Source organism: Gillisia xinjiangensis (assembly GCF_046298265.1).
GTDB lineage: Bacteria > Bacteroidota > Bacteroidia > Flavobacteriales > Flavobacteriaceae > Gillisia > Gillisia xinjiangensis.
The window spans coordinates 657,490-683,351 of sequence record NZ_JBKAHK010000002.1 but is presented as its reverse complement, the minus strand read 5'-3'; the positions used below and the strand labels follow the sequence as shown (position 1 = coordinate 683,351).

General features: G+C 39.2%; 19 protein-coding genes. 12 read left to right on the top strand and 7 right to left on the bottom strand.

Annotated features, from left to right (window positions below; genetic code table 11):
- Window positions 1–148: 148 nt before the first annotated feature.
- Both odhB and ACKGJN_RS04145 read right to left on the bottom strand, forming a co-directional pair.
- Entirely contained in the window at window positions 149–1,378 is a 1,230-nt protein-coding gene (odhB, locus tag ACKGJN_RS04150; protein WP_409538166.1) for a 2-oxoglutarate dehydrogenase complex dihydrolipoyllysine-residue succinyltransferase, read from the bottom strand.
- A gap of 85 nt (window positions 1,379–1,463) precedes the next feature.
- On the bottom strand, window positions 1,464–4,235 hold the full coding sequence (locus tag ACKGJN_RS04145; protein WP_409538165.1) for a 2-oxoglutarate dehydrogenase E1 component: 2,772 nt from the start codon (window positions 4,233–4,235) through the stop codon (window positions 1,464–1,466).
- A gap of 111 nt (window positions 4,236–4,346) precedes the next feature.
- Between ACKGJN_RS04145 and ACKGJN_RS04140 the strand changes: the two genes are divergently transcribed.
- Window positions 4,347–4,898, top strand: a complete 552-nt coding sequence (locus tag ACKGJN_RS04140; RefSeq protein ID WP_409538164.1) for an alpha-ketoglutarate decarboxylase — start codon at window positions 4,347–4,349, stop codon at window positions 4,896–4,898.
- Here the strand turns inward: ACKGJN_RS04140 and ACKGJN_RS04135 are convergent.
- Window positions 4,895–5,869 carry a polyprenyl synthetase family protein gene (locus ACKGJN_RS04135; RefSeq protein WP_409538163.1) on the bottom strand — a complete coding sequence of 325 codons (975 nt, stop codon included), beginning with the start codon at window positions 5,867–5,869 and terminating at the stop codon, window positions 4,895–4,897. The genes ACKGJN_RS04140 and ACKGJN_RS04135 overlap by 4 nt on opposite strands.
- Before the next feature lie 235 nt (window positions 5,870–6,104).
- Here ACKGJN_RS04135 and ACKGJN_RS04130 point away from each other — a divergent pair, with 235 nt between their 5' ends.
- The 4 genes from ACKGJN_RS04130 to ACKGJN_RS04115 are packed head-to-tail and all read left to right on the top strand — an operon-like array spanning window position 6,105 to window position 12,756.
- Window positions 6,105–6,707, top strand: coding sequence for a TetR/AcrR family transcriptional regulator (locus ACKGJN_RS04130; RefSeq protein ID WP_409538162.1), 603 nt, complete (start codon window positions 6,105–6,107; stop codon window positions 6,705–6,707).
- 1 nt (window position 6,708) lies between these two features.
- Complete coding sequence (locus ACKGJN_RS04125) at window positions 6,709–8,076, top strand: TolC family protein (protein WP_409538161.1); 1,368 nt, start codon at window positions 6,709–6,711, stop codon at window positions 8,074–8,076.
- Between the two features lie 22 nt (window positions 8,077–8,098).
- The gene (locus tag ACKGJN_RS04120) at window positions 8,099–9,262 is read left to right on the top strand and encodes an efflux RND transporter periplasmic adaptor subunit (RefSeq protein ID WP_409538160.1); all 1,164 of its coding nucleotides are present in this window, start codon (window positions 8,099–8,101) and stop codon (window positions 9,260–9,262) included.
- Between the two features lie 20 nt (window positions 9,263–9,282).
- Window positions 9,283–12,756, top strand: coding sequence for an efflux RND transporter permease subunit (locus ACKGJN_RS04115; RefSeq protein ID WP_409538159.1), 3,474 nt, complete (start codon window positions 9,283–9,285; stop codon window positions 12,754–12,756).
- Between the two features lie 74 nt (window positions 12,757–12,830).
- Here ACKGJN_RS04115 and ACKGJN_RS04110 read toward each other — a convergent pair whose 3' ends face one another.
- Window positions 12,831–13,190, bottom strand: a complete 360-nt coding sequence (locus tag ACKGJN_RS04110) for a toxin-antitoxin system YwqK family antitoxin (RefSeq protein ID WP_409538158.1) — start codon at window positions 13,188–13,190, stop codon at window positions 12,831–12,833.
- 220 nt (window positions 13,191–13,410) lie between these two features.
- Here ACKGJN_RS04110 and aspS point away from each other — a divergent pair, with 220 nt between their 5' ends.
- The 4 genes from aspS (at window position 13,411) to ACKGJN_RS04090 (ending at window position 17,553) form a co-directional block, all read left to right on the top strand.
- Complete coding sequence (gene aspS / locus ACKGJN_RS04105) at window positions 13,411–15,159, top strand: aspartate--tRNA ligase (protein WP_409538157.1); 1,749 nt, start codon at window positions 13,411–13,413, stop codon at window positions 15,157–15,159.
- A gap of 60 nt (window positions 15,160–15,219) precedes the next feature.
- Complete coding sequence (locus ACKGJN_RS04100) at window positions 15,220–17,010, top strand: chloride channel protein (protein WP_409538156.1); 1,791 nt, start codon at window positions 15,220–15,222, stop codon at window positions 17,008–17,010.
- Between the two features lie 3 nt (window positions 17,011–17,013).
- Window positions 17,014–17,253: a hypothetical protein gene (locus ACKGJN_RS04095; protein ID WP_409538155.1), complete on the top strand. Its 240-nt coding sequence runs from the start codon at window positions 17,014–17,016 to the stop codon at window positions 17,251–17,253.
- A 102-nt stretch (window positions 17,254–17,355) separates the two neighbouring features.
- On the top strand, window positions 17,356–17,553 hold the full coding sequence (locus tag ACKGJN_RS04090) for a cold-shock protein (protein WP_006989348.1): 198 nt from the start codon (window positions 17,356–17,358) through the stop codon (window positions 17,551–17,553).
- A gap of 103 nt (window positions 17,554–17,656) precedes the next feature.
- Here ACKGJN_RS04090 and ACKGJN_RS04085 read toward each other — a convergent pair whose 3' ends face one another.
- Complete coding sequence (locus tag ACKGJN_RS04085) at window positions 17,657–18,610, bottom strand: NAD-dependent epimerase/dehydratase family protein (protein ID WP_409538154.1); 954 nt, start codon at window positions 18,608–18,610, stop codon at window positions 17,657–17,659.
- Between the two features lie 143 nt (window positions 18,611–18,753).
- On the opposite strand from ACKGJN_RS04085, the gene ACKGJN_RS04080 reads away from it, so the two are divergent.
- The 3 genes from ACKGJN_RS04080 to ACKGJN_RS04070 all read left to right on the top strand — a co-directional run bounded on the left by ACKGJN_RS04080 (window position 18,754) and on the right by ACKGJN_RS04070 (window position 22,226).
- Window positions 18,754–19,341, top strand: coding sequence for a hypothetical protein (locus tag ACKGJN_RS04080; RefSeq protein ID WP_409538153.1), 588 nt, complete (start codon window positions 18,754–18,756; stop codon window positions 19,339–19,341).
- Window positions 19,342–19,399: 58 nt separating this feature from the next.
- Window positions 19,400–19,942, top strand: coding sequence for a nuclear transport factor 2 family protein (locus ACKGJN_RS04075; protein WP_409538152.1), 543 nt, complete (start codon window positions 19,400–19,402; stop codon window positions 19,940–19,942).
- Between the two features lie 214 nt (window positions 19,943–20,156).
- Window positions 20,157–22,226: a M13 family metallopeptidase gene (locus ACKGJN_RS04070; RefSeq protein WP_409538151.1), complete on the top strand. Its 2,070-nt coding sequence runs from the start codon at window positions 20,157–20,159 to the stop codon at window positions 22,224–22,226.
- A gap of 395 nt (window positions 22,227–22,621) precedes the next feature.
- Here the strand turns inward: ACKGJN_RS04070 and ACKGJN_RS04065 are convergent, their stop codons facing one another.
- A complete protein-coding gene (locus tag ACKGJN_RS04065; RefSeq protein WP_409538150.1) occupies window positions 22,622–23,428 on the bottom strand; it encodes a Rossmann-fold NAD(P)-binding domain-containing protein in 807 nt (268 codons plus the stop codon).
- A 43-nt stretch (window positions 23,429–23,471) separates the two neighbouring features.
- The gene (locus ACKGJN_RS04060) at window positions 23,472–25,796 is read right to left on the bottom strand and encodes a M20/M25/M40 family metallo-hydrolase (RefSeq protein ID WP_409538149.1); all 2,325 of its coding nucleotides are present in this window, start codon (window positions 25,794–25,796) and stop codon (window positions 23,472–23,474) included.
- Window positions 25,797–25,862: the final 66 nt, after the last annotated feature.

Genomic DNA, 25,862 nt, shown 5'->3' with positions numbered 1-25,862 from the left:
ATTGTTTACATTATTTTGATTGATTTGAAGCCAAATTTATTCCCGTTGGAAGTAAGCTTTATTTGGAAATAAGCCCTCTGGCGGGATTAAAAGTAAAGGGCAGCAATTTAATAATTGCTGCCCTTTACTTTTAATATAATTTAACTATTTAAAGCTCCAAAGCTCTTTTTACATCGTTGTCCATCAAAAGTTCTTCAGGATTTTCCAGTGCTTCCTTTACTGCTACAAGAAAACCAACAGATTCTTTTCCGTCAATAATCCTGTGATCATAAGAAAGGGCCACGTACATTATTGGACGAATTTCAACATGTCCATCTATAGCTACAGGACGATCAACTATATTGTGCATTCCCAAAATCCCACTTTGAGGAGGATTTATTATTGGAGTGGACAACATAGAACCAAACACTCCACCATTGGTAATGGTAAAAGTTCCTCCGGTCATTTCATCAACTGTAATTTGACCATCTCTTGCTCTAAGCGCCAAACGTTTTACCTCATCTTCAACTCCCCTAAAACCAAGGTTTTCTGCATTTCTTATAACTGGAACCATCAATCCTTTTGGCCCGGAAACTGCGATACTAATATCTTTATAATCATATTTAACCTGGTAATCTCCATCTAACATAGAATTCACATCAGGATAAAGATCCAGGGCCCTTACAATAGCCAATGTAAAAAAGGACATAAATCCTAATCCTACCCCATGTTTGTCTTTAAATTCCTCTTTATACTGTTTGCGCAAAGAGAAAATTGCCGACATATCCACCTCATTAAAGGTGGTAAGCATTGCGGTTTCATTCTTTACTGCTACAAGACGCTCTGCTACCTTACGGCGAAGCATAGACATTTTTTTAGTACTTTCCCCGCGTTTTCCTAATCCCGGAGTTCCCATAGAAGCTTTGGCCTCTACCGCATCTTCTTTGGTGATCCTTCCATCACGACCAGAACCTGTTACCGTTTTTGTGTCTATCCCTTTTTCATCGAGGATTTTCTTTGCTGCGGGGGAGGGAGTTCCCGTTGCATAACTTTTCTCTTTCTGCTTTTCCGGTGTTGAAGATTTTGAAGGCGCCTCTTTTTCTTCTTTTACTTCCTTTTCAGCAGGTTCTTCTTTTTTATCTTCATCTCCACCTGGCTTTTTAGCTTCAGTATCTATTAAGCAAACCACTTGCCCTACAGCGACAGCATCCCCTTCTTTAGCCTTAAGAGTAATAATTCCGCTCGCTTCAGCCGGAAGTTCTAAAGTTGCCTTATCGCTGTCAACTTCAGCAATTGGCTGATCTTTTTCTACATAATCTCCATCTTCTACCAGCCATTGTGCGATTTCAACCTCTGTGATGGATTCTCCGGGAGAAGGAACTTTCATTTCTAAAGCCATGATTCTTTATTTTTTATTTTCTGCTTTCTAAAAAAGCAGGTTATTATTATTTTAATTTATCGAAATCAAAACCCTCAAAGAGGGATTAAACCATCGTTTTATCAAAAACACTTGCAATTACTTTTTCGTGACGTTTTTTAAACCTCACAGAACTTCCTGCTGCAGGTGAGCCATAAAATCTTCGGCTACAAACCCTAAAATTCTTAGCTTCTTCAAAATGCATCAACATATATCCATACGCTCCCATATTCTTTGGTTCTTCCTGTGCCCAAACAATATCATTGGCATTTTTATATTTTTCCATGACCGATCTCATTTTTTCTGTGGGCAAAGGAAATAATTGTTCCACGCGCACCAGAGCCACATCATCCCGTTTGTTTTCTTCCCTTGCTTCGAGAAGATCATAAAAGAATTTTCCAGTACAAAAAACCAGGGTCTTTATTTTATCAACTTTAGCTTCGGCATCATCTATCAGCATTTGAAAACCACCTTCTGCGAATTCCTCCCTGGTGGAAACCACTTTAGGATGCCTCAACAAACTTTTCGGGGTAAAGATAATCAAGGGTTTTCTATAATTCACTTTCATTTGTCTGCGAAGAAGATGGTACATATTTGCAGGTGTTGTAACATCGGCAACAAACATATTATCTTTTGCACATAGCTGTAAAAAACGCTCCATCCTTCCGGAGGAATGCTCTGCTCCCTGACCTTCATATCCGTGAGGAAGTAACATTACCAATCCATTTTGAAGTTTCCATTTATCCTCGGCGGCAGAAATGTACTGATCGATCATAATTTGAGCTCCATTCACAAAATCCCCAAATTGTGCCTCCCAGATAGTAAGTGTTTTTGGACTTGCCATTGCATATCCATAATCAAATCCTACAACGGCATATTCTGAAAGCAGCGAATTATAAACGCTGAACTCTCCCGTTTTCCCTGGAATATTATTGTGAAGGATGATTTCTTCTTCACTATCCTCCACTTTTACAACGGAATGTCGATGGGAAAAAGTTCCTCTTTCGGAATCCTGCCCGCTCAACCTAACATTAAAGCCTTCCAGCATTAAAGATCCATAAGCCAGATGTTCTCCCATAGACCAGTCAAGGCTGTTATCCTCAAAGTACATCTTATTGCGGGCTTCGATCAATTTACTGATCTTCCGCATAAATTTTTTATTTTCCGGAAGCCTGGAAAGGGTTTCCGCAACTGTATTTAATTTTTCAATGTTAAAAGTGGTATCCACTTCCTTCATCATAGTATCTTCTTCAGCGTTCTCAAAACCTTCCCATTCATCTTTCATAAATGGGGTTATTCTTGTGGTATCTTCCTTACGGGAACTCTCCAGTTCTTTCTCCAGTTTCGATTTATACTCATCCTCCAGCTTTTTAACATAGCTTTCATCAATTACACCACTTTCTATAAGTTTTGCGGCGTAAATATCCCTCGGGTTTTCGTGCTTTGAGATCGCCTTATATAATTTTGGCTGTGTAAATCTTGGTTCATCCCCTTCATTATGACCATACTTTCGGTAACCTAAAAGATCTATAAATACATCTCTTTTAAATTCCATTCTAAAATCCAGTGCAAATAATACAGCATGAACTACTGCTTCGGCATCATCTGCATTCACATGTAAAACCGGAGAAAGCGTCACTTTTGCAACATCGGTACAATATGTAGATGATCGGGCATCAAGATAGTTTGTGGTAAAGCCAATCTGGTTATTTACGACAATGTGAATGGTTCCTCCTGTTTTATATCCATCCAGTTGTGCCATTTGCACAATTTCATATACCAATCCCTGTCCGGCGATAGCAGCATCTCCGTGTAAAATAATTGGTAATACCTGGGAATTATTGTCTTTAAATCTATTGTCCTGTTTAGCACGGGAAATCCCTTCCACAACCGCTCCCACGGTTTCCAGGTGAGATGGATTTGGGGCAAGATTGATATTTATTTCCTTTCCGTTACGGGTCTGTCTCTTGGTAGTCCAACCCAGGTGATATTTCACGTCTCCATCAAAAATATCCTGCTCGTAATCCTTCCCGTCAAATTCACTGAAAATATCTTTGGCACTTTTTCCGAAGATATTGGTAAGGGTATTCAATCTTCCTCTATGGGCCATTCCCATGACAAAATCCTTAACCCCAAGATCTGCGGCTTTTTCAATAATAGCATCCAAAGCCGGGATTAAACTTTCATTCCCTTCAAGTGAAAATCTTTTTTGACCTACGTATTTGGTATGAAGAAAAGCCTCAAAAGAGACTGCTTCGTTGAGCTTTGATAGAATAAATTTCTTATCTACTTCACTAAAATCAGGCTGATTATCTTTTATATTAAGCTTGTTTTGTATCCAGGAAATCTCTTCGGGTTTCCGGATGAACATATATTCAACCCCGATGGACTGACAATATATTTTTGCCAGATGCGATATAATTTCTTCAAGAGTGGCAGATCCTATCCCAATAAGCTCTCCAGCGTTAAAGACGGTATTAAGGTCACTTTGGGAAAGTCCAAAATTCTCAATATCCAGGGTTGGAGTGTATTTTCGTCGCTCCCTAACCGGGTTGGTCTGGGTGAACAAATGTCCTCTTGTGCGGTATCCATCTATAAGTTTTATTACCCTGAATTCCTTTTCAAGATTTTGTAATTGTGGCTCACAGTAATCCTCCTCTGTCGCTAATTTTTCTCCTGAAGGGGAAGAAGGGGAAGATGATCCTTCCTTACCAAAGTCAAATCCCTGAAAAAAAGCTCGCCAACTAGGCTCAACACTATCAGGGTTTTTTAAATATTGTTCGTAAAGTTCGTCGTAATAAGCTGTGCTTGCAGCGTTAAGAAATGAAAATCTATCCATAATTTGAAACTAATGTTCCTTTTGTTATAAAACAAGGCAAAAATACAATTTTTAGAATTTATAGCTTATAGAAATCATTATATTTATCGAATCCAATAAAAGAACTTTAACATGACAACTTTTTTATGTTATTCCAACAGAAGGCTCTTAATGCTGGTTTTTACATTGATAATTGCATCTTCAGCTTGTTTCGGGCAGATAAAAGAAACAGAGAAATCTGAAACCAAAGATCAATTCTGGCAACAGGTTCGTTTTGGTGGAAGTTTGGGGCTTAGCTTTGGCAATGGTAATTTTACCGGGGCGCTGGCACCTTCAGCAATATATGATTTCAATAATACTTTTTCTGCAGGAATAGGTTTGAGCGGGGCATATTCAAGCCAGAATAATTTTAAGGCCACCAGTCTGGGAGGAAGCCTTATTGGAATGATGAGACCAATAAGGGAGGTGCAGCTTTCAGCAGAATTTGAACAACTTAATATTACCCGTCGCTATGAATTTGACGGGGCCAATATAAAAGATCAGGATTGGGTTCCTGCTTTATTCCTTGGGGTTGGCTACAACACCGGGCCAGTGATTACCGGAGTGCGCTATGATGTCCTGCATGATAAAAACAAAAGCTTTTACAGCAGCCCTTTTATGCCCTTTGTGAGTGTTTATTTTTAAACTTCCCTGTCCATAAGAAGAGAGCCGAAATTGCGTAGCATTGCCTTTTTATCCTCGGAAATCTCAATGCTGTCAAGTACCTCAAAGGCTTTTTGAGTGTATCTCCCAATCTCTTCCCTTGCTAACTCTGAAGCACCACTTTCCTGAAAGATGCTTTTTACCGCTTCAATTTTTCCGCTTGTATCCATAGGATTTATGGAGTATAAATGTTCCAGCTGCCGGGCTTCTGAATTTTTGGCATTACGAAGTGCCGTTAGATATAAAAAAGTTTTTTTGTTTTCAATAATATCGCCACCAAGTTGTTTTCCGAAGGTTTCCGGATCGCCAAAAGCATCCAGGTAATCATCCTGTAACTGAAAAGCGATCCCCAAAAGGCAGCCATAATCATAAAGTGCCTTTTTGCAATCCTGTGAAGCCCCACCTAAAATGGCGCCCATTTGAAGGGAAGCACCTACAAGAACAGCGGTCTTGTATTCTATCATTTTGAGGTAATCTTTTATTTCAACATCCTCCCTGTTGGCAAAATCTACATCGTATTGCTGTCCTTCACAAACCTGAATTGCGGTTTTAGTGAAAAGCTGTGCCAATTCCTTAAAAACAGGACCCTCATAATTTTCAAAAAGCTGGTATGCGTTTATCAACATGGCATCTCCGGAAAGGATCCCTGTGTTTAAATCCCATTTTTCATGCACCGTTGCTTTCCCCCTTCTTAAGGGAGCATCGTCCATAATATCATCGTGAACCAGCGAAAAGTTATGAAAAACTTCAATTGCCAAAGCCGCATCCAATGCCTTTTCATAGGGAGTATCAAAAATTTCTGTGGACAATAAAACCAATACCGGCCTTAAACGCTTTCCGCCTAAATTAAGAATGTAGGTAATTGGTTCGTATAAATTAACAGGCTCTTTGGTGATGATCTTTTTATTTAAATACCCTAAAAAAGCCTCGCGATATTGAGTGATGGTTAACATTAATTAAAATTTTCGGCTAAAATACCATAATTGACACTAATTCATATTCCTAAAATTAAATTAAACCTTAAAAATAATTGGAAACTTTTTCGGTTTTTAAAGTTTCCTGAAGTACCTTTGCGCTCGCAGAAAAATAAAAAAACCCTGCGCAGTCGCACGAGGCGCAAAAAAAGTGGGAGATGTCGCGCATTTCGATGAAATTCGCGTGAAATCAAGTTGTTGAAGGGATTAGAATATGAAAGAAGAAATCATTAAAAAGGCAGCAGATTTATTTCTGAATTTAGGTTTTAAGAGCGTGACCATGGATGATTTGGCCAATGAGATGGGGATTTCAAAAAAAACCATCTATTTTCATTTTCCAAACAAAGCAAAGCTCGTTCAAGCCTCCACCCTGTTCATTTTAAATTCGATCGATGAGGGAATCGAGAAAATAAAACAAAAAGAATTAAATGCTATTGTAGAAATGGTTGAGATCAAAAATTTCGTTATGCATCATTTAAAAGACGAAAAATCTTCTCCTCAATTTCAGCTTCAAAAATACTACCCAAAGGTATATAAGTCTGTTCAAAGCCATCATATTGATACCATGCAATGCAGTATTAACGACAATCTTGAGAAAGGAATTAAAGAAGGATTATACAGGGAAAACATTCCTGTAGATTTTATTGGCAAGATCTATTTTCTGGGCATGTCTACCATTAAAGGCAGTGATCTTTTTCCCGCAGAACAATTTTCTATTAAGGAAATTAATGAAAAATACCTTGAATATCACCTTCGGGCTATTGTTACTGAAAAAGGACTCAAGACTTTAAAAGAATTTTTACCAACAGATCATTAATATGAACAAAATAAGCACTTTTATTATTGCCATGTTTTTTACCCTCGGGTCTTTTGCCCAGGAGCTGGAAGCGAATAAATCCTATTCCTTCTCACTGCAGCAGGCTGTCGAATTCGGATTAAAAAACAATTATTCCTCTCAAATTTCTACTAAAGAAATAGAAAAATCATTGAAGCAAAAATGGGAGATCATCGCCATGGGTTTGCCGCAAATTTCGGGAAATATAGATTATCAAAACCAACTTAAGCAACCGGTCACGTTACTTCCTGCAGAACTTGCGGGAGGTGAACCGGGAACCTTTGTCCCTGTTAGATTTGGTACTCAACAAAATTTAAGCGGTACAGCCACCTGGAACCAACTTATTTTTGATCCATCTTATATTGTAGGGATACAGTCTGTAAAAACACTGCTGGCAATTTCAAGAAACGCAAAAACAAAGACAGATCAGGAGGTAAAACTTGCTATTATCAATGCATATGGCAATGTGCTGTTATCCCAGGAAAGCGTGAATATTCTTAAAAAAAATATTGAAACCCTGGATAAAAATTACCGCGACACTCAAAAAATATTTGAAAATGGTCTTGCTGAAGAAGAGGATGTGGAACAGCTGGAGATAACCTTGCTGGGCTTGAAAAACAACCTTAGCAGAAGTGAGCGTATGCAGGGCATTTCTTTTGAAATGCTCAACCTCACCCTTGGCCTGCCCGTAGACACTGAAGTTACTTTAACCGAAAATCTTGATGGGCTCGCGATGGAATATTTTGATCTTAGTTTATTGGCAAGGGAAATTCCTGTAGAAGAAAATATTGATTTTAGGATTGCTGAAAATCAGGCGGAGTCTGCCAGAATATTTGTGAGGCTGGAACAGGCTAAAGCCTTGCCTACGCTTACAAGTTTTGTGAATTACGGCTTTCAGGGCTTTAGCGAAGAATTTACTTTTTTTAAAGATAGTCAGGAATATTTCACGCAGTCTATACTGGGGGTAAGTTTAAACATTCCAATTTTTAGCAGCGGTTTGCGGGGAGCCAAAACCCAACAAAAGAAAATTGAATATGAACAGGCTGTATTACTGCTGGAAGAAACCAAAAATATGGTCCAGCTCGAAATTAATTCTGCAAAAAGCGACTACGAATTTAGCCTGGAGAATTACCAAACACAAAAACGAAATTTGGAACTTTCAGAAAGGATTGAAAACAAAAATCAGATTAAATTTTTTGAAGGTCTCGCCAGCAGTTTTGAACTAAGCGAGGCCCAACGTCAGTTATATTCTGCGCAGCAGGAGTTGCTGCAATCTATGTTAAATGTAATAACCAATAAAGTAGCACTGGAAAACCTACTTGATACTTCAAAATATTCCGATGAAAATTAAAAAGTCAGATCAATTAAACGCTATGAAAAAAATAATAAGCCTGTTGTTTATAAGCCTGTTTGTAGTTTCCTGTGGAAATTCAGAAGAAAGATCCGTCGAAGAAATTATAAAAACCGAAGATCTTGAGACTATAAAAAGCAAAAAGATAGAATTAAGCAAGCAGCAAAGTGAACTTACTGCCAAAATAGACAAATTGGATGCGGCAATAAACAAACTGGATCCAAACAAAAATTACCCTTTGATTAGCACCGTTATTGTTAATGACACCATTTTCAACCATTATACAGAGGTTCAGGGCGAGGTGGCTACAAAGGAAAATATCCTTATTTATCCTGAATATTCCGGATTGCTCACCAGGGTTTATGTGAAAGAAGGTGATAGGGTAACAAAAGGCCAGGTCCTGGCAAAAATTGATGACGGCGGACTTTCCAGTCAACTGGCGCAAATCGAGGCCCAGGCTTCTTTGGCCAAAACCACTTTCGAACGTCAAAAAAGGTTATGGGAACAGAATATCGGATCGGAAATTCAATTTCTGGAGGCTAAAACAACCTATGAAGCCGCCCAAAATTCCGTAAATCAACTACGATCTCAATTGGGAAAAACCACTGTGAGAGCACCTTTTAGCGGAGTGATTGATGAAGTGATTTCAGATCAGGGACAGGTAGTTACCCCTGGACAAAATGAATTATTCAGATTGGTGAATCTTGACAATATGTACGTTCAGGCTTCGGTTCCGGAAAATTATTTGAACCAGATACAAACAGGAACTTCCGTAATTGTTGAAATAGGGGCAATTGGAAAACAGTTTGAAGGAAAAGTGAGACAGGTAGGGAATTTTATTAATCCAAACAACAGAACTTTTCAAGTAGAAGTGGCAATTCCAAATGAGGGAGGCCTGGTAAAACCAAACTTGATTGCAACGGTAAAACTGAATGATTATTCGGCAGAAAATGCAGTGATAATTCCGGAAAATACCATTCAGAAAAACTCGATGGGAGAGAGTTTGGTCTATATCCTGGAACCTGAAAGCGACTCTACCGGAGTGGCGAAAAGAGTTCGGGTAGAAACCGGATATTCCTATGGGGCATCTGTAGAAATCCTTAAAGGCCTAAATCCCGGAGATATTTTGATCACAGAAGGCGGTAAGAACTTACGTGATCTACAAAAAGTAAAAATAAAAAATTAAGCAGCTCCATTTCATTTCCTATGAGTAACAAGATAGACAAAGAATTTGGTATTGCATCCTGGGCCATAGATAACAGGATGACGGTTTACGTGATTATTGCTATAGTAATGGTGGGTGGATTACTTTCCTACTACAGCATGCCGCGGGAATCATTTCCTGAGATTATTGAAACAAAAATATATGTTAGTTCTGTGAACCCTGGAAACTCTGCAGAGGATGTAGAGAAATTTATCACAGAACCTTTAGAACAGGAATTCAATAATGTGGCGGGAATAAAGGAGATAACCTCTACCACTTTTCAGGATTACTCCATGGTTATTGTTGAATTTGACGATGAAATTGGAGTAGATATTGCCAAGCAGAAGATTAAAGATAAAGTGGACCTTGTAAAAGCAGAAACTACCTGGCCTACAATGGATAACGGCGCCAAGGTAGAACCCAATGTTTTTGATCTGAATCTTTCAGAAGAAATGCCCATATTGAATATCAATCTTACGGGAGATTATACCGTTCAGCAATTAAAAGATTATGCTGAATATCTCCAGGACAAGATCGAGATCCTTCCTGAAATAAAAGAAGCAACCATTCGTGGAGCCGAGGAAATGGAAGTGGAAATTGCATTAGACCCCTATAAAATGTCGGCTTCCAAGGTGAGTTTTACCGACGTGGTGAATGCGGTTGGTTCAGAAAACCGTACCATTTCAGGAGGAAATATTATCTCCAACAGTTTTCAGAAAAACATTCGCATTATTGGAGAGGTAGAAGATCCAAAAGAACTTAACAATGTTGTTGTAAAACGCGACGGCGGTACCATTTTTCTAAAAGATATCGCAGTTGTACGATTTCAGGAAAAGGATCCCACAACCTTTGCACGGGAATATGGGGAGCCCGTAGTTATGCTGGATGTAAAAAAGCGCAGCGGAAGCAATATGATTGAAGCGGTGAATAAAATCAAAGAAATTATCGCCGTAGAACAGGAAAACTACCTTCCTGAAGATCTTGAAATTTCGCTAACCAATGATCAATCCACCAAAACCCAAAGTCAGGTAGATGACCTTGTAAACAACATCATTTTCGGTGTAATTCTCGTGGTGGTGGTTTTAATGTTTTTCCTTGGTTTCAGGAATGCATTGTTCGTTGGGTTTGCGATCCCGCTTTCTATGTTTTTATCTTTTATAATCCTTTCCAGCCTTGGTTTTACCCTTAATACCATGGTGCTTTTTGCACTGGTAATGGGACTTGGGATGTTGGTGGATAATGGGATTGTGGTGGTAGAAAATGTTTATTCCCTTATGGATGATGGAATGCCGCGTTTGAAAGCCGCAAAACAAGGTGTTGGGGAGATTGCCTGGCCAATAATTGCATCTACAGCAACTACCCTGGCAGCCTTTTTCCCATTGGGGTTATGGCCCGGAACTATCGGTAAATTTATGGTTATTTTCCCAATGACGCTCTCAATCGTCCTTGGCTCTTCCTTATTTGTAGCTCTTATCATCAATTCTATGCTAACCTCAAGGTTTATGAAAACCGAGGAAAAGGAATTCACAAAACGAAAGCTTATCCGTTTTAGCATTATCCTTACCGTACTGGGATTGATCTTTTTAATAGGCGGATTTATAGCAGATGTTGGTGGCCTGCGAGCCATTGGAAACTTAATGATTTTTGGAGCGATTATGCTCTGGATTTACAAATATGTACTTTCAAGAGGGGTAGACTATTTCCAGTACAAAGCTTTGAAAAAACTTGAGAATAACTATGAAGGGTTTTTAAAATTCGCTCTTCGAAAAAAGAAAGCTTATGTTTTCTTCTTCGGAACCTTGCTCCTATTAATATTTTCGTTTGTTTTGGTTGGTTTGGTTCAGCCAAATGTTTTATTCTTTCCTGAAAATCAGCCAAACCAAATCATCACTTATATCGAATACCCGGAAGGAACCGATATTGAAAAAACCAATGAGCTTACCAAACAGGTAGAGGAAAAAATCTTTGATGTGATCCGGAAGTATGAGGATGAAAACGGGTATAATTATATGGTAGAATCTGCGATTTCGCAGGTTGGGCTTGGGGCTGGAAATCCACAAACCGATGGTGGCCAGCAAAACGATATCCCACACAAGGGGAAAGTAACCCTATCCATGCGGGAATTCAATGAGCGCCGCGGGGTAAAAAGCAGCGCGGTTTTGGCTGAAGTACGCGATGCAATTCACGGTTTTCCAGGAGCATCTATAATTGTTGAAAAGGATGCTGCTGGCCCACCTTCCGGATATCCCATTAACATAGAATTAAAAGGAGAAAATTATGAAGAATTGCTCACTCAGGCAGAACAGGTACGTTCTTTTATTCAGGAACTGAATGTTGCCGGAATTGAAGAATTAAAAATCGATGTTAATAAGTCCAAATCGGAGCTTGATGTACGTGTAAACAGGCAAAAAGCAGGGCAGCTTGGAGTTTCTACTTCTGCGGTAGGACAAACTTTAAGAAGGTCCATTTACGGGGAAGAAGTTTCTACCTATAAGAATGGGGACGATGATTATGAAATCAATGTACGTTTTAATGAAGCCACGAGATATGATGAGAATGCACTCTTTAACCAACCTATAACTTTTAGGGATCAAAATACGGGGGAACTGGTACAGGTGCCAATTTCCTCTGTTATTGAAACAGAATCCACTTCGGCTTTTAATTCGATAAAAAGAAAAGACCTAAAGCGGGTTATTACTATTTATTCCAACGTGCTTGAGGGATATAATGGAAATGAAATTGTTGAACAACTTAAAATTTCCTTGAACAATTATGAGCTGCCTGCCAATACGAACCTTGCATTTACGGGAGAACAGGAAAAACAAGCCGAAAATATGGACTTCCTTCTTAAAGCGTTACTCTTTGCTTTGGGAGGTATCTTATTGATCCTGGTTGCACAGTTCAACTCGGTTTCAAAACCTATCATTATATTAATGGCGGTAGTTTTGAGTTTAGCCGGCGTTTTCCTTGGGATGGTCATTTTCCAGATGGATTTTATCATTATTATGACGATGATGGGAATTATTTCCCTTGCAGGAATCGTAGTGAACAATGCCATTGTACTTATAGATTATACCCAGTTGCTCATCGACAGGAAAAAAGATGCCCTGGGCTATGAACCTGATGAATTATTAACCCGTGAGGAATACTTTACCGTTATTGTTGCTGGAGGTAAATCCAGGTTACGCCCTGTTTTATTAACCGCCGTTACTACAATTCTGGGATTGATCCCGCTGGCAGTTGGACTGAATGTGGACTTTTTCAGCCTGTTTACAGATTATGATCCTAGAATATATGTTGGAGGGGATAATGTAATTTTCTGGGGACCATTGGCCTGGACCGTAATCTTCGGATTATTATTCGCCACCTTCCTTACATTGATCATCGTGCCTGTGATGTTCTATTTGGTGAACAGGACCAAGGTTAGCATCCGCAACAAACGCACCGCACGGAAGAGACTCAAGGCTATGAGGTAGGCTTAAAGCTATATAAATAGAAAACCCCGAAACCAAAAAGGTTTCGGGGTTTTCTATATTTACTTTAAAATGTTTTAGTTTCTTGTCACCAAAGTACCTTTATAATCATATTTGGTAACTTCGGCGATTAAATTATTGCTATAATCCACTTCCGTTAATTGATCTGCGGACCAGAAAAACCATTTTCCGGTTTTTATTCCTTCCTCATAATTTGCCATGGCAACCTTTTTACCATTTTGGTCATAAGAAATCCATTTTCCGTGAAGTTTCCCATCCTTATAAGTCCCTTCCTGACTAACACCACCATCTTCATTATAAAAAGTTCCTTTAATCAAATCTCCCTGTTTTTCAAATTCAGGCTTAATTTCCTGCGCTGACAGGGTTACACTAAACAGAAAGGCAACTACCACCAACATTGATTTTATATTTTTCATAGCTTTATTTTTTTCATTTATTACTTCACTAATATACTAAAAATTTACATTTAAACAATGTTTAGGTAACATTAAATTAACATTGAAGCGAATATGAATTCTCCTGAATTTTTCAGTTTCCATTAATTGATGCAAAAATGGACGTATTTTTTATCTGGTTTAATCATTAGAAACCACCATAACTTCTTACTTTTGCCTCTCAAAATTTCAAGAAATCAATATGTACAGAAGTCATACTTGTGGTGAATTAAGAACAGAAAATATTGGAGAGGAAGTGGTCCTTTCAGGTTGGGTCCAGAAGCTTAGGGACAAAGGATTTATGATGTGGGTAGACCTTAGGGACAGGTATGGAATAACCCAGCTTATTTTTGATGAGGAACGCACTTCTAAAGAACTAATGGAGCAGGCTTCGCAACTTGGGCGTGAATATGTAATACAGGTTAAAGGAAAGGTAATTGAAAGGGAATCCAAAAACCCACAACTTCCTACCGGTGATATTGAAATCCTTGTTTCAGAATATCACTTATTGAATGCTTCTTTAACACCTCCTTTCACCATTGAAAATGATACCGATGGCGGAGAGGAACTCCGAATGAAATACCGGTACCTTGACATTAGAAGGAATCCTGTAAAGGATAGCCTGATGTTTCGTCATAAAGTGGGAATGCAGGTACGGAATTATCTTTCAAATCAGGGTTTTATTGAAATTGAAACTCCGTATTTAATTAAATCAACACCGGAAGGAGCACGTGATTTTGTGGTGCCAAGCCGTATGAATGAAGGTCAGTTTTACGCGTTGCCACAATCTCCCCAAACCTTTAAACAACTTCTTATGGTTGGAGGAATGGATAAATATTTCCAAATCGTGAAATGTTTCAGGGATGAGGATTTACGTGCAGATCGCCAGCCGGAATTCACACAAATCGATTGTGAAATGGCCTTTGTGCAACAGGAAGATATCCTGAACACTTTTGAAGGTCTTACCAAACATTTGTTGAAAGAAATTAGTGGATTTGAAATCGATTCTTTTCCTAGAATGACCTATGCGGAAGCGATGCGGAAATATGGGAATGATAAGCCCGATATTCGATTCGGGATGGAATTTGCAGAATTGAACGATCTTGCCAAAGGTAAAGGCTTTCCAATTTTTGATGATCAGGAATTGGTTGTTGGGATTGCCGTACCAGGCGCCGGAGCCTATACCAGAAAAGAAATAGACAACCTCGTAGCCTGGGTAAAGCGACCTCAAATTGGAGCAAATGGCCTTATTTGGGTTAAATACAACGAGGATGGAAGCTTAAAATCTTCGGTAGATAAATTTTATTCTCAGGAGGATCTTTTGGGATGGGCAGAGTTATCCGGAGCCAAGGCAGGAGATCTAATACTTGTAATGTCCGGTGAGACCAATAAAGTTAGAACACAGTTGAGTGCACTTAGAATGCACTTGGCAACAGCGTTAGGATTGAGAGATCCAAATGTATTCGCACCGCTATGGGTCCTGGATTTTCCACTTTTGGAATGGGATGAGGAAACTAATCGCTATCACGCCATGCATCACCCGTTTACTTCCCCAAAACCAGAAGATATCAAATTACTGGAGACCAATCCGGGAGCTGTTAGGGCAAATGCCTATGATCTTGTGCTCAACGGAAATGAGATTGGCGGTGGTTCCATCAGGATCCACGATAAGGCTACCCAGGCAAAAATGTTCGATTATTTGGGCTTCACTCCTGAAGAGGCAAAGGAGCAGTTCGGATTTTTGATGAATGCTTTTGAATTTGGCGCACCTCCGCATGGGGGAGTCGCTTTTGGTTTTGACAGGCTTGTGGCTATATTGGACGGAAAAGAGACCATCCGGGATTATATCGCATTCCCTAAAAACAATAATGGCAGAGATATTATGATAGATGCTCCGGCCAAACTGGATGAGGCACAACTCAAGGAACTTCATCTCGAGGTGAAATTATAAAATTTTAAATCCTGCTTATAGCAGGATTTTTTATCTTCACGACTTATAAAAATCCATAGCTTGGCTTCAGCAACTAAAAGATTATCAGATAAATTTGCCATCTGGAAAACCCAGCACTTAACAAATCATCAGTTTTTGATGTTTTTAAGTGCCCTTATTGGTTTCATTGCAGGGCTGGTTGCTGTTACTATAAAAAACCTCACTCACTATATTCAACTACTTCTTGAAGGGGAGTTTGTAATAAAATATCATGTCGCTTTCTATTTTATATTTCCAGTAATAGGACTGGCACTCACTCTATTTATCATAAAATTTGGATTAAGAAAAAATATAGGCAACGGAATTCCAACTACGCTGCATGCCATATCCAAACGGAAAGGGATCATGCAGAAATTTCAGATGTACGCCTCCCTGCTTACAGCTCCTATCACTGTTGGTTTTGGAGGTTCTGTAGGACTCGAGGCTCCAACCGTTGCAACAGGTGCATCTATAAGCTCCAATTTGTCCCGGTTTTTTAAAATGAACCAGGCTTCACGAACGCTTCTTATAGGATGTGCTGCTGCAGGAGCTATGTCTGCTCTTTTTAAGGCTCCCATAGCCGCTATCATTTTTGCAATTGAAATTTTCAGTCTTGACCTTACCCTTATTTCTATGATCCCTCTGCTACTGGCATCGGTTTCAGCTATACTCACAACGTATTTCTTTTCAGGTTCAGATATTATTCTGCATACTCAACTCACAGATGAATTTGAGATTCAGCAAGTACCTTTTTATATTCTTCTAGGTGTTATTGCCTCCTTATGTTCTATTTATTTCACCAAAATATACTTCCGGATAAACAAATTTTTCAGCAAGGTTACCTCTTCCTTAAACAGGCTTTTAATTGGAGGGATTTCCCTGGGGGTTCTCATTTTTCTTATACCTCCTCTCTACGGTGAAGGTTATGATGTTATAAATAATTTACTCCAGGAAAACTACCTCGCCGCACTGGGAACGAATATTTTTGATGCATATCTCGATAATATCTGGGTGGTTATTGCGCTGCTTGCAGGACTTGTTGTATTTAAAATTATTGCCACCTCGCTTACTATGGGTGCCGGGGGTGTAGGAGGAATTTTCGCTCCTGTACTTTTTATGGGAAGTGCAATGGGACACTGTTTTGCCTTAATAATAAACAATAGCGGGTTTTTAAAATCCCCACTTTCGGTAAGCAACTTTACAATGGTAGGAATGGCAGGCTTAATGGCAGGAATTATGCACGCTCCACTAACCGCAATTTTCCTCATTGCAGAGCTCACAAGTGGTTACGATTTATTCGTGCCCCTTATGATAACAGCTGCAATTTCATTTATGATCACTTCGCAGTTTCAGCCACATTCGGTTTATACTCTCGATCTGGCTTCACGTGGAGAATTAATTACCCACAATAAGGACCAAATGGTATTAACTTTGCTGAATATCAGGCAGGTGATAGAAACAAATTTTGTAAGCCTGCATATAGATGCCACCCTTGGAGATATTATTCATAACGGGGTTATTAAATCCTCCAGAAACTTTTTCCCAGTTTTAGATGAAAATGATCATATTATGGGAATAATCTTACTTGATGATATACGCCCGGTAATGTTCAATCAATCTTTGTATGATGAGATTAAAGTAAGGGAATTAATGCAGGAGGCTCCTGAAGTCATTGATCTTAGAAAGGACAGCACCAAGGATATTATGAGAAAATTTCAGGAAAGCGATGCCTGGAACTTACCGGTGGTGGAAAATGAAAAATATGTTGGATTTATTTCCAAATCAAAATTATTAACTGCCTACCGGCAAAAATTAATTGAAGTAACTGTTTAAATTATGAACTTAGTATTAAAAATCATTGGCGTATTGATCCTTGCTGCTATTGGCACAGGTTTCTATTTTAGATTGAATGACGATGTCCTTTTGGGAGATAAAATTATAGGTGTTGCAGTTTTGGCAAGTGCCTTTATCCTCATGCCCATCTTTTTATATGTGCGTTGGAAAGGAAAAAAACTGGAAGATTATACGCTTTCTGATAAAAACTTTAAAAAAATGCGCGAGAACGAGAGGAACTAACTCATTTATAATCAATAACGTTAAAAATATTTTTTATTTTTCCTCCTTCCAATAAATTTAATTATGTAAGTTTGTCCTTTATTAATTATTTATTTTATTACAATGGAAGGTACAGTTAAATTTTTCAATGAGTCTAAAGGATATGGATTCATTACCAACGACGACACAGGTAGAGACATCTTTGTACACATTACAGGTCTTGACGGTGAATCTTTAAACGAAGGTGACAAGGTTGAGTACGTTGAAGAAGAAGGAAGAAAAGGATTAACCGCAGCTCAGGTGCGTGTTATCAACGATTAATATATTTAGTATATTTAATTCGAAAACATTAAAACCCCGGCTAAATCTAATTTAGCCGGGGTTTTTTGTGTTTACAGTATTCTATATTGATTGCTCCTGCCCTTCAGGAAACAGGCTTTTTCAATCCTTCCAGCATAGTCTTGGTTAGTTTTTCCAAATCGAATTCATGTTTCCATCCCCAGTCTTCTCTTGCTTCTTTGTCATCAATGCTCCCGGGCCAGGAATCGGCAATTGGCTGCCTGAAATCAGGTTTGTAGCTTATTTCAAATTCCGGGAGTTGTTTTTTTATTTCTGAAGCGAGTTCTTTCGGAGTAAAACTCATCGCCGACAAATTATAGGAAGACCTCACTTTCACATCTTTAGCCGGAGCCTCCATGATATCCACGGTTGCTTTAATAGCATCATCCATAAACATCATAGGGAGTGCAGTGTTTTCATCTAAAAATGAAGTATAGGATCCATTTTTTAAGGCTTCGCGGAATATTTCGATAGCATAATCTGTAGTCCCGCCACCCGGAAGGGTTTTATAGCTAATAATCCCGGGATATCTCAAACTGCGCACATCCACGTCGTACTTTTTGAAAAAATATTCACACCAGCGCTCCCCGGTTTGCTTGGAAATTCCATAAACCGTTGTGGGTTCCATAATAGTTGTTTGCGGCGTGTTTTCCTTTGGGGTACTCGGACCAAAAACAGCAATACTGGAAGGCCAGAACACTCTGTTTATCTTTTTATCCTTGGCCATATTCAGAATAATGAAAAGCGAATTCATGTTCAGATCCCAGGCCTTCATCGGAATTTTTTCGGCAGTCGCACTTAACATGGCTGCCATAAGATAAACATCGGTGATCTGGTATTTTTCCACCATTTCCCCGATCAATTCTTTATCAGTAGCATCTAAAATTTCAAAAGGACCGGAATTCATCAATTCTTCATCACCCTCCTTAATGTCGCTGGCTACAACCGTGTTATTACCATATAGCGCTCGCAACTTAAGCGTAAGCTCGCTTCCAATTTGCCCGGAAGCTCCAATTATCAATATTTTCTTTGAATTCATCGTCTCAATTTTGTCGTGCAAATATATCGATTTAGCAAAAGAACATCGAAGATTCAGCATAAAATAAGAAGCAGGCCAGGCTACATTTCATTCTGCTTTTTTAGGAAAGGTTTTTCATTAACTTTGTTTTTCAAGATATGAACATGAAGAATATTTTTTTAATACTGCTATCCTTGTTTTTACTGGGTTGTGAAGAGAAGAAAAACCTGGAAGGGAATGCTGAAAAAAAGATGGAAGATTCCATTGCTTTTAGCCAAAGGCTTGATGTTTCCAATCAGGAAGTACTCCTTCTCCCTGAAGCCCGCGCCATAACTTCCGAATGGCTTGCATATCTCACAGCACAAATCGAAATTGAGAATTTCCGGGAATACACGGTTAACGATGTGGTTTCCAATGCCCGTCCTATTGCCGAAATTATGCGTTCCCTGAGGGAAACACTGCCGGACACCCTGAAATCTAATGCTACAGAAGCCCGACTCGCAGTAATTTATACAAAAGCTATGGTACTGGAACAAAGCTCCAAAAAGAGAAATCCAGATCCCCTGGAAATCGCAAATATTGCAGCAGAGATCCCAACAGAATTCACTAATTTTAAAATACAACTCAACGAATTATTCCTTAAAACCCTGGAACAGTTTGAAAAGGAACTGGATGAATTTGATGCGGAACAGGAAAGAGATACTACGAAAAAACCAAAACCACGTGCTCCGGAAATTGAGGATCGTGTTTAAGGCTACTCATTTCTAAATCATTAATTTTCGAGATTTTCAAATCACTAAATAACCAAAAATGAAAAAAATTACGCTGCTTCTGTTACTTGCATCCTTAACAGCCTGCACATTTCCTTCTAAAATCACGACTGTAAATACTTCTGCAGAGAATGAATCTGAAGAAATTTCAGAAGAAAAGATAAATTCTACATTGGAAAACTGGCACGCGGCTGCAGCCAATGCAAATTTTGAAGATTATTTTGCATTGATGGCCAATGATGGGGTTTTCATAGGGACAGATGCTACCGAAAACTGGCAAAATACGGCATTCAGGGAATTTTCAAAACCCTATTTCGACAAGGGAAAAGCCTGGAGTTTTACCACGCTGGAAAGGAATATTTACACATCAGAAAATGGCCAAACAGCCTGGTTTGATGAACTGCTGGATACGCAAATGGGAATTTGCCGCGGATCCGGAGTGCTGGAAAAAGTGAACAAAGACTGGAAAATCAAACATTATGTGCTTTCTATCGCCATTCCAAATGAGATTGTTTCAGAGATTACAGCAACCAAAAAACAAACCGATAGCATTTTGATTCTTCAGCTTCAGAAACAGTATTAACAAGTCAAGAAAACAGAAAAAAGACTAAAAAAAAGTGGAAAGTAAAGATTCAAGAGACAAGGGCCAGGAGACAAGACTTTAAAAAATCTCTTTCCTCTCTAATCAAATAGCTATCTTTTCGGAAATTTCCGAAGGCATCAAAATCAGGCCTCTAAATATTCAACCCTCAATGAAATGAGGGATAAAAACCCTAAATAATAAATTAAATAAATCTATGAGAAAAACAACCAGTATTATGTTACTGCCAGTGCTTGCAGCATTTGTTGCCACAGGCTGCAAAAGCGAAGACAAAAAAATGCAGAATGAGGAAGCCCGCGGGATCAATCTTGCTTTTATGGATACCACTGTAAGTCCTAAACAAGATTTTTTTAGATATGTAAACGGAGTTTGGGTAGATTCTACCGAAATTCCCGATGAATATACTACCTGGGGTAGCTTTAATGAACTCCGGAAAAATACCGATGCCGCGGCTTTAAGCCTTCTGGAAAAAGCTTCAAATAACAAGGAGCTGGATGCTTCCAGCGATCAGGCAAAAGCGGTATATCTTTACAAAAGTATTATGGACACCGTGTCCCGAAATGAAAAAGGTGTCGCTCCTTTAAAGGACTACCTTGCGAAAATTGAAGCTATCGGGAATAAAGAGGAACTTCAGGCCTATCTTACAGAAATGCAGGAATACGGAGGTGCAGGATTTTTTAGATTTACCGTACGCGCGGATGCCAAAGACAGCAACAAAAATGCTGCTTATTTATATCCTTCAGGTTTAGGTTTGCCAGATCGTGATTATTATATCCAGGACGATTCAAATTCAAAAGAAACCCGCGAAAAATATAAAGCACACCTCACAAGAATGCTTCAGTATTTGGGAGATTCCCAGGAAGAAGCTTCTAAAAGTGCCGAAAGTATTCTTGCATTTGAAACCAGCCTTGCACAACCTCAGCTTGATAAAGTAGAACGTAGAGATGCACGAAAACAGTACAATCCAATGGCGGTAGCTGAACTTCAAAAGCAGGTTCCTGCATTAAACTGGAAAGCTTATTTTGACGCAATTGGCGCATCTAAAATAGATACCGTCATTGTAGCTCAGCCAAAATATATGCAGCAGTTGCAAAAAACCTTTTCCGGGAAAAATGTTGTTGCCTGGAAAGACTATTTACGATGGAGTCTCTTAAACGATGCCTCCAATGCTTTAAGTACGGAAATTGAAAGAGCAAGTTGGGAATTTTACAGCCAGACTTTACAGGGTGCAAAAGAACAACGTCCGCTTAATGAACGTGCTTTAGGAACTGTAAACGGAACCCTGGGCGAAGCTTTAGGAAAATTATATGTGGAAGAAAACTTCCCTCCGGAAGCAAAGGAAAAAGCTCAGGAAATGATCGCAAATATCATCAAGGCATACGAGGTAAGAATCAATAACCTAAGCTGGATGAGTGACAGTACCAAGACCAAAGCAATCGAAAAACTGGGAACTACAAGAATAAAAGTGGGTTATCCAGATGAGTGGAAGGATTACAGCGAATTGGAAATCGCCGCTCCCGGAGATGAAAACGGATCTTTTTTCCAGAATATGATGAACGCCGCAAAATGGAACGTAAAGGAAACCATGGCGAAACTTGGCGAGCCGGTAGATAAGAATGAATGGTACATGGCACCGCAAACTGTAAATGCATATTACAACCCAAGTTACAACGAGATCGTGTTCCCTGCAGCTATCCTGCAACCTCCATTTTACGATTATAAAGCAGATGCTGCGGTAAATTATGGCGGAATTGGTGCTGTAATTGGTCACGAGATCTCGCATGGATTCGATGATAGCGGATCCCGTTTTGACGCTGAAGGAAACCTTAACAACTGGTGGGGTGAAAATGACCTTACCGAATTTGAAAAACTGGGAGGCGCTCTTGCCGATCAATATAGTGCTATCGAAGTATTGGATAGCGTTTACATCAATGGAAAATTCACTTTAGGGGAGAACATTGGAGATCTTGGAGGTGTTAATGCCGCCTACGACGGACTGCAAATTCACCTGAAGGAACATGGAAATCCAGGTGAGATCGATGAGTTTTCGCCAGAGCAACGTTTCTTTATGTCCTGGGCGACCGTATGGCGAACCAAGATGAGGGAAGAAGCTTTAAGAAACAGGATCAAGACAGATCCACACTCTCCGGGGATGTACCGCGCATATGTGCCACTTCAAAATATCGAGGCTTTTTACCAGGCTTTTGATATTAAGGAAGGAGATAAAATGTACATAGCACCATCAAACAGGGTATTGATCTGGTAAAAAGGAAATAAGAATTTTTAGAAGGGCCGCAGCAATGTTGGCCCTTTTTTATTTTCAGGCTGCGTCCCCCACGCCCAAAAGCGTGGCGGTCGGGCTATTCGCTGTAGTTCCAATCCCCTTCGGGCATTGGAAGCTGCCGCTGCTATCCCTCGCAGAAAATCTGATTAAACTTCATTGTTGCCCGATAAAGATTTTTTTGAAAGCTGCAACCACATCTCCTTTGGCATTCCAAGGAGATTTTTAAAAACAGACCATGCTTTTTAAAATATACCGATCATTAAAGTGTTCTTAAATGTTTATCAGTTAATTAAAATCAAGTCTTTTTTATTGGTTCTTGCAGTTACGCCGAAGGCGGAACGATCTTGACTCTTTACCGGACATTACTGATTAAATCTTCAATAAATACCCTGTTGAAAAGAATAATCCAACACCTCTTCTAAAGTTACAGATTCTATACGCTTCCCTTTTGAAACCATCTCAAGATCAAATTCGGGGATTCCAAGATTTTTCTCCTCCGCAATTCTGGTATAATAAGCTGCCTTTGTGGGATGCTCTGGATAAACCGCATTAAACGTAATGCCCCAGGCTTCTTTCTCAATTATCTTAGAAATAATGCCAATACAATCCTCCAGATGGATCAAATTTACCGGCGCTTTTGGATCTTTTACATTTTTTTTGCCAGATAAATAATTTACAGGATGCCTGTCCGGACCAAACAAACCACCAAACCGGACTATCGTGGCTTCGTAATGTTCACTGTTTTTTAACTCATTTTCAGCCGATTTTAACTGAAGGGAATTTTCAGCCGTTCCGTTGGAGGAATCTTCTTCAGTATAAACAGGAAATTCTTCAGTGTCTTCATACACAGAAGTGGCGCTGACAAAAAGCACCCTTTTTATGCTGGATTTTTCAATAAAATCTTTCAGCCTTCCTATTTTTCCAATAAAATTTGCTTCAGGATCACTTCTTAATCCCGGGGGAATATCTATAATTAACAATTCGGAATCTTCCAGAAAGGCACTAAGGTCGCCCTGAACTCCTTCCGCGAACAACTTAATCCTGTAAGGAATAAGCCCCGCTTCAGAGAGCTTACTGAGCTTCTCCATACTGGTGGTAGATCCTTTTATTATATGGCCTTCCTCCAGCAATTTTTTAGACAATGGCAATCCCAGCCAACCGCAACCTAATAGTGATATCTTCATATATTTTTCTTCCTTCTATAATATGAAGGATTTTTTAATAAAGTTAATCCAACCTGATGGTTTTCCTTATGATTACTGCATCATTAACTACAAAAGGTCTTGGGATCATAGCTTTTTTGCGTTCCGGAATATCAAACTCCGGGTTTTCCAAAAGATCGTAACTGGATTCATATAAAATGAATTCCGGCAGTTTTTCTTCCTTAACCACAAATTCAATGTTTAAGGTATCCCTGTTTGCAGCATGATAGATGAGCAACCTGTTGTGCCATCGTTTGGTGAAAATGTGAAATGAATTTGCCCCAAGATCAATCGAATCTGCCGTTAAACCATTTACCCTAAATTCTTCAAAATCCACTTTTCTGTCTGCATAGAGTTCCATCCGGTTGATTTTTCGGTTTGGAGCAATTTTCAGGGAATAACGGCTTGTTTTATCAAGGCTATCCTCCGAATTCAGTTTTTCAAAAACAACGCCCGGTTCAGGGATATTATTGAGTGGTGCTTTGGCTTTAAAGGTGAAGTTTGATCCATACTTGCTTTGAAAAGCCTCTTCAGAAGAAGGGATAATTATAGGATCTTCTCCAAAGAATTCTGATGTCCAAAAATCGACCATGAGATCATATGAATTCCAGCTTGCCTCGCTTGTATCTGCATTAAAAAGATAAACAAGACTGTTGGGTTTCGGTCGTTCTTCTGAAAAAGAAGATTTAAAATGTGCGGTAATGAACAGCACGTTAAATATTAAAAAACAAAGTAATGCCAGGGCTTTTTTTAGCTTAAAATACCCGAAAACGGGAAGAAAAAACAGGAATAAAAAAGTGCTGAGTATAGCAGTTACAAAAAGTATTTTTAATCCCAACGCCACTGGAAAAGTGGCAATAAATGGCAATAGAATAACCAGTGCCGGCAAACTTAACAGAAACATTAAAAACAGGTTTGGTCGTTTTTGACGAATCATTATCCATAATTGCAAAATCGCAAAAAATGCAGGCAAGATAAAATATGCCGCTCCCTTAAGAAAAAATGCAAGTAGAAGGCAGATTAACATCCAGAAAAACAGTGGAAATACCAGGTAACCTGCTTTCTTATCCTGAGAGTCGAATTTATGATATGTGAAAAGATTAATGCTGAGGGTTAGGAAGATTACTGCTGCAATATAATAATACCCGTTGTAGGTAAACCCGTGTTCCATTTCGGAATATTCGGGATAGATCATAAGGCAGAATTTCCAGAGTAAATAGGTCAAAATTCCAGATCCAAGCAAACTTATAGAAAATGGGATTATTCCTTTTACTGCCGATCTCAAAAAGTGTTTTTTGCTAAATACCCCATAGCCTAAAACCAGAAAGAAAAGGATGAAACAAAGGATCAACATCGGAAAAATATACGAGAAAGAATAACTGATTATCTCACCAAAAGGCAGACTGAAATAGATAAGGTCTTCTTCAGAGTCCAGTTCTGAAATATTGGCGTCCTTGAAATAATCAAGAAGCGGCATTAAATAACTCCCCTGGTGCGCCAGGGTTTTTCTATCAAGATTCTCAGGAATATCCCTCGCGGTGTGGTAATCAAAATGATCGTCTATAAACGCAAAATTGTAACCATTTATATTGGCCTGTTCTCTTAAAACGGTGAGATCGGTATCATTTGGAAGCATTTTATAGACACTGTAGGCCAGGGAATTTGTAACCGGATATTTGGGATTGGCTTTTACGAATTCACGAATAAGTGCTGCATTTCCGGAATTGGTTTCCAGGAGCATAAAGGAATTCCCTCCGCTCCCGCGAGCTTCAAAATTTATGGCCAATTCCACATTTTTTGCCCAGGGGTGTTCCTTAACAAAAAGATCGGCACCGTTCAATCCTAATTCTTCAGCATCGGTAAATAACAGTAGGATCTCATTTTTGTTGGATTCGCCCTTTTCAAGAAATGCCCGGATCCCCTCCAAAATTGTTGCCACTCCACTGGCGGCATCTGCAGCTCCGGGAGAGGAATGTCCTGCACTGTCATAGTGAGACATTAAAAGCAGGGCGCTTCCCGACTCGCTGCCAGGAATTCTGGCAAGTATATTTTGAGGGCGGGTAATCACACCTTCATTATTAAGGCTGTAACCTTCCTGCATTTGAACCTCCAGCCCCAGTTCCTGCAATTCGTTCACTATGTAATTTCGAACCCTGCTATGCGCACTACTCCCTACATAATGTGGAGTTTGTGCGATGTTTTGTATGTGCTGGAATGCGCGTTCAGTAGAAAATTCGGTTCCAGGGATTTCCCGGGTAGTTTCTTTTCCGGGCATACTGGAATAAAAAATAAACCAGGTGCAAAAAATGAGGATCAGGATGATAAATAAGGGGGATAATTTTTTCAGCATAAAATAGAGAAACTATTAAGGTTTAAAGATAAATAAGTTAAGCTTAATAAAATAAATTTATGCACA

Excerpts from the sequence above, each read along its gene's own strand:
- odhB (WP_409538166.1), bottom strand. The coding sequence starts at position 1,378 with ATGGCTTTAGAAATGAAAGTTCCTTCTCCCGGAGAATCCATCACAGAG.
- ACKGJN_RS04145 (WP_409538165.1), bottom strand. The coding sequence starts at position 4,235 with ATGGATAGATTTTCATTTCTTAACGCTGCAAGCACAGCTTATTACGAC.
- ACKGJN_RS04140 (WP_409538164.1), top strand. The coding sequence starts at position 4,347 with ATGACAACTTTTTTATGTTATTCCAACAGAAGGCTCTTAATGCTGGTT.
- ACKGJN_RS04135 (WP_409538163.1), bottom strand. The coding sequence starts at position 5,869 with ATGTTAACCATCACTCAATATCGCGAGGCTTTTTTAGGGTATTTAAAT.
- ACKGJN_RS04130 (WP_409538162.1), top strand. The coding sequence starts at position 6,105 with ATGAAAGAAGAAATCATTAAAAAGGCAGCAGATTTATTTCTGAATTTA.
- ACKGJN_RS04125 (WP_409538161.1), top strand. The coding sequence starts at position 6,709 with ATGAACAAAATAAGCACTTTTATTATTGCCATGTTTTTTACCCTCGGG.
- ACKGJN_RS04120 (WP_409538160.1), top strand. The coding sequence starts at position 8,099 with ATGAAAAAAATAATAAGCCTGTTGTTTATAAGCCTGTTTGTAGTTTCC.
- ACKGJN_RS04115 (WP_409538159.1), top strand. The coding sequence starts at position 9,283 with ATGAGTAACAAGATAGACAAAGAATTTGGTATTGCATCCTGGGCCATA.
- ACKGJN_RS04110 (WP_409538158.1), bottom strand. The coding sequence starts at position 13,190 with ATGAAAAATATAAAATCAATGTTGGTGGTAGTTGCCTTTCTGTTTAGT.
- aspS (WP_409538157.1), top strand. The coding sequence starts at position 13,411 with ATGTACAGAAGTCATACTTGTGGTGAATTAAGAACAGAAAATATTGGA.
- ACKGJN_RS04095 (WP_409538155.1), top strand. The coding sequence starts at position 17,014 with ATGAACTTAGTATTAAAAATCATTGGCGTATTGATCCTTGCTGCTATT.
- ACKGJN_RS04090 (WP_006989348.1), top strand. The coding sequence starts at position 17,356 with ATGGAAGGTACAGTTAAATTTTTCAATGAGTCTAAAGGATATGGATTC.
- ACKGJN_RS04085 (WP_409538154.1), bottom strand. The coding sequence starts at position 18,610 with ATGAATTCAAAGAAAATATTGATAATTGGAGCTTCCGGGCAAATTGGA.
- ACKGJN_RS04080 (WP_409538153.1), top strand. The coding sequence starts at position 18,754 with ATGAAGAATATTTTTTTAATACTGCTATCCTTGTTTTTACTGGGTTGT.
- ACKGJN_RS04075 (WP_409538152.1), top strand. The coding sequence starts at position 19,400 with ATGAAAAAAATTACGCTGCTTCTGTTACTTGCATCCTTAACAGCCTGC.
- ACKGJN_RS04070 (WP_409538151.1), top strand. The coding sequence starts at position 20,157 with ATGAGAAAAACAACCAGTATTATGTTACTGCCAGTGCTTGCAGCATTT.
- ACKGJN_RS04065 (WP_409538150.1), bottom strand. The coding sequence starts at position 23,428 with ATGAAGATATCACTATTAGGTTGCGGTTGGCTGGGATTGCCATTGTCT.
- ACKGJN_RS04060 (WP_409538149.1), bottom strand. The coding sequence starts at position 25,796 with ATGCTGAAAAAATTATCCCCCTTATTTATCATCCTGATCCTCATTTTT.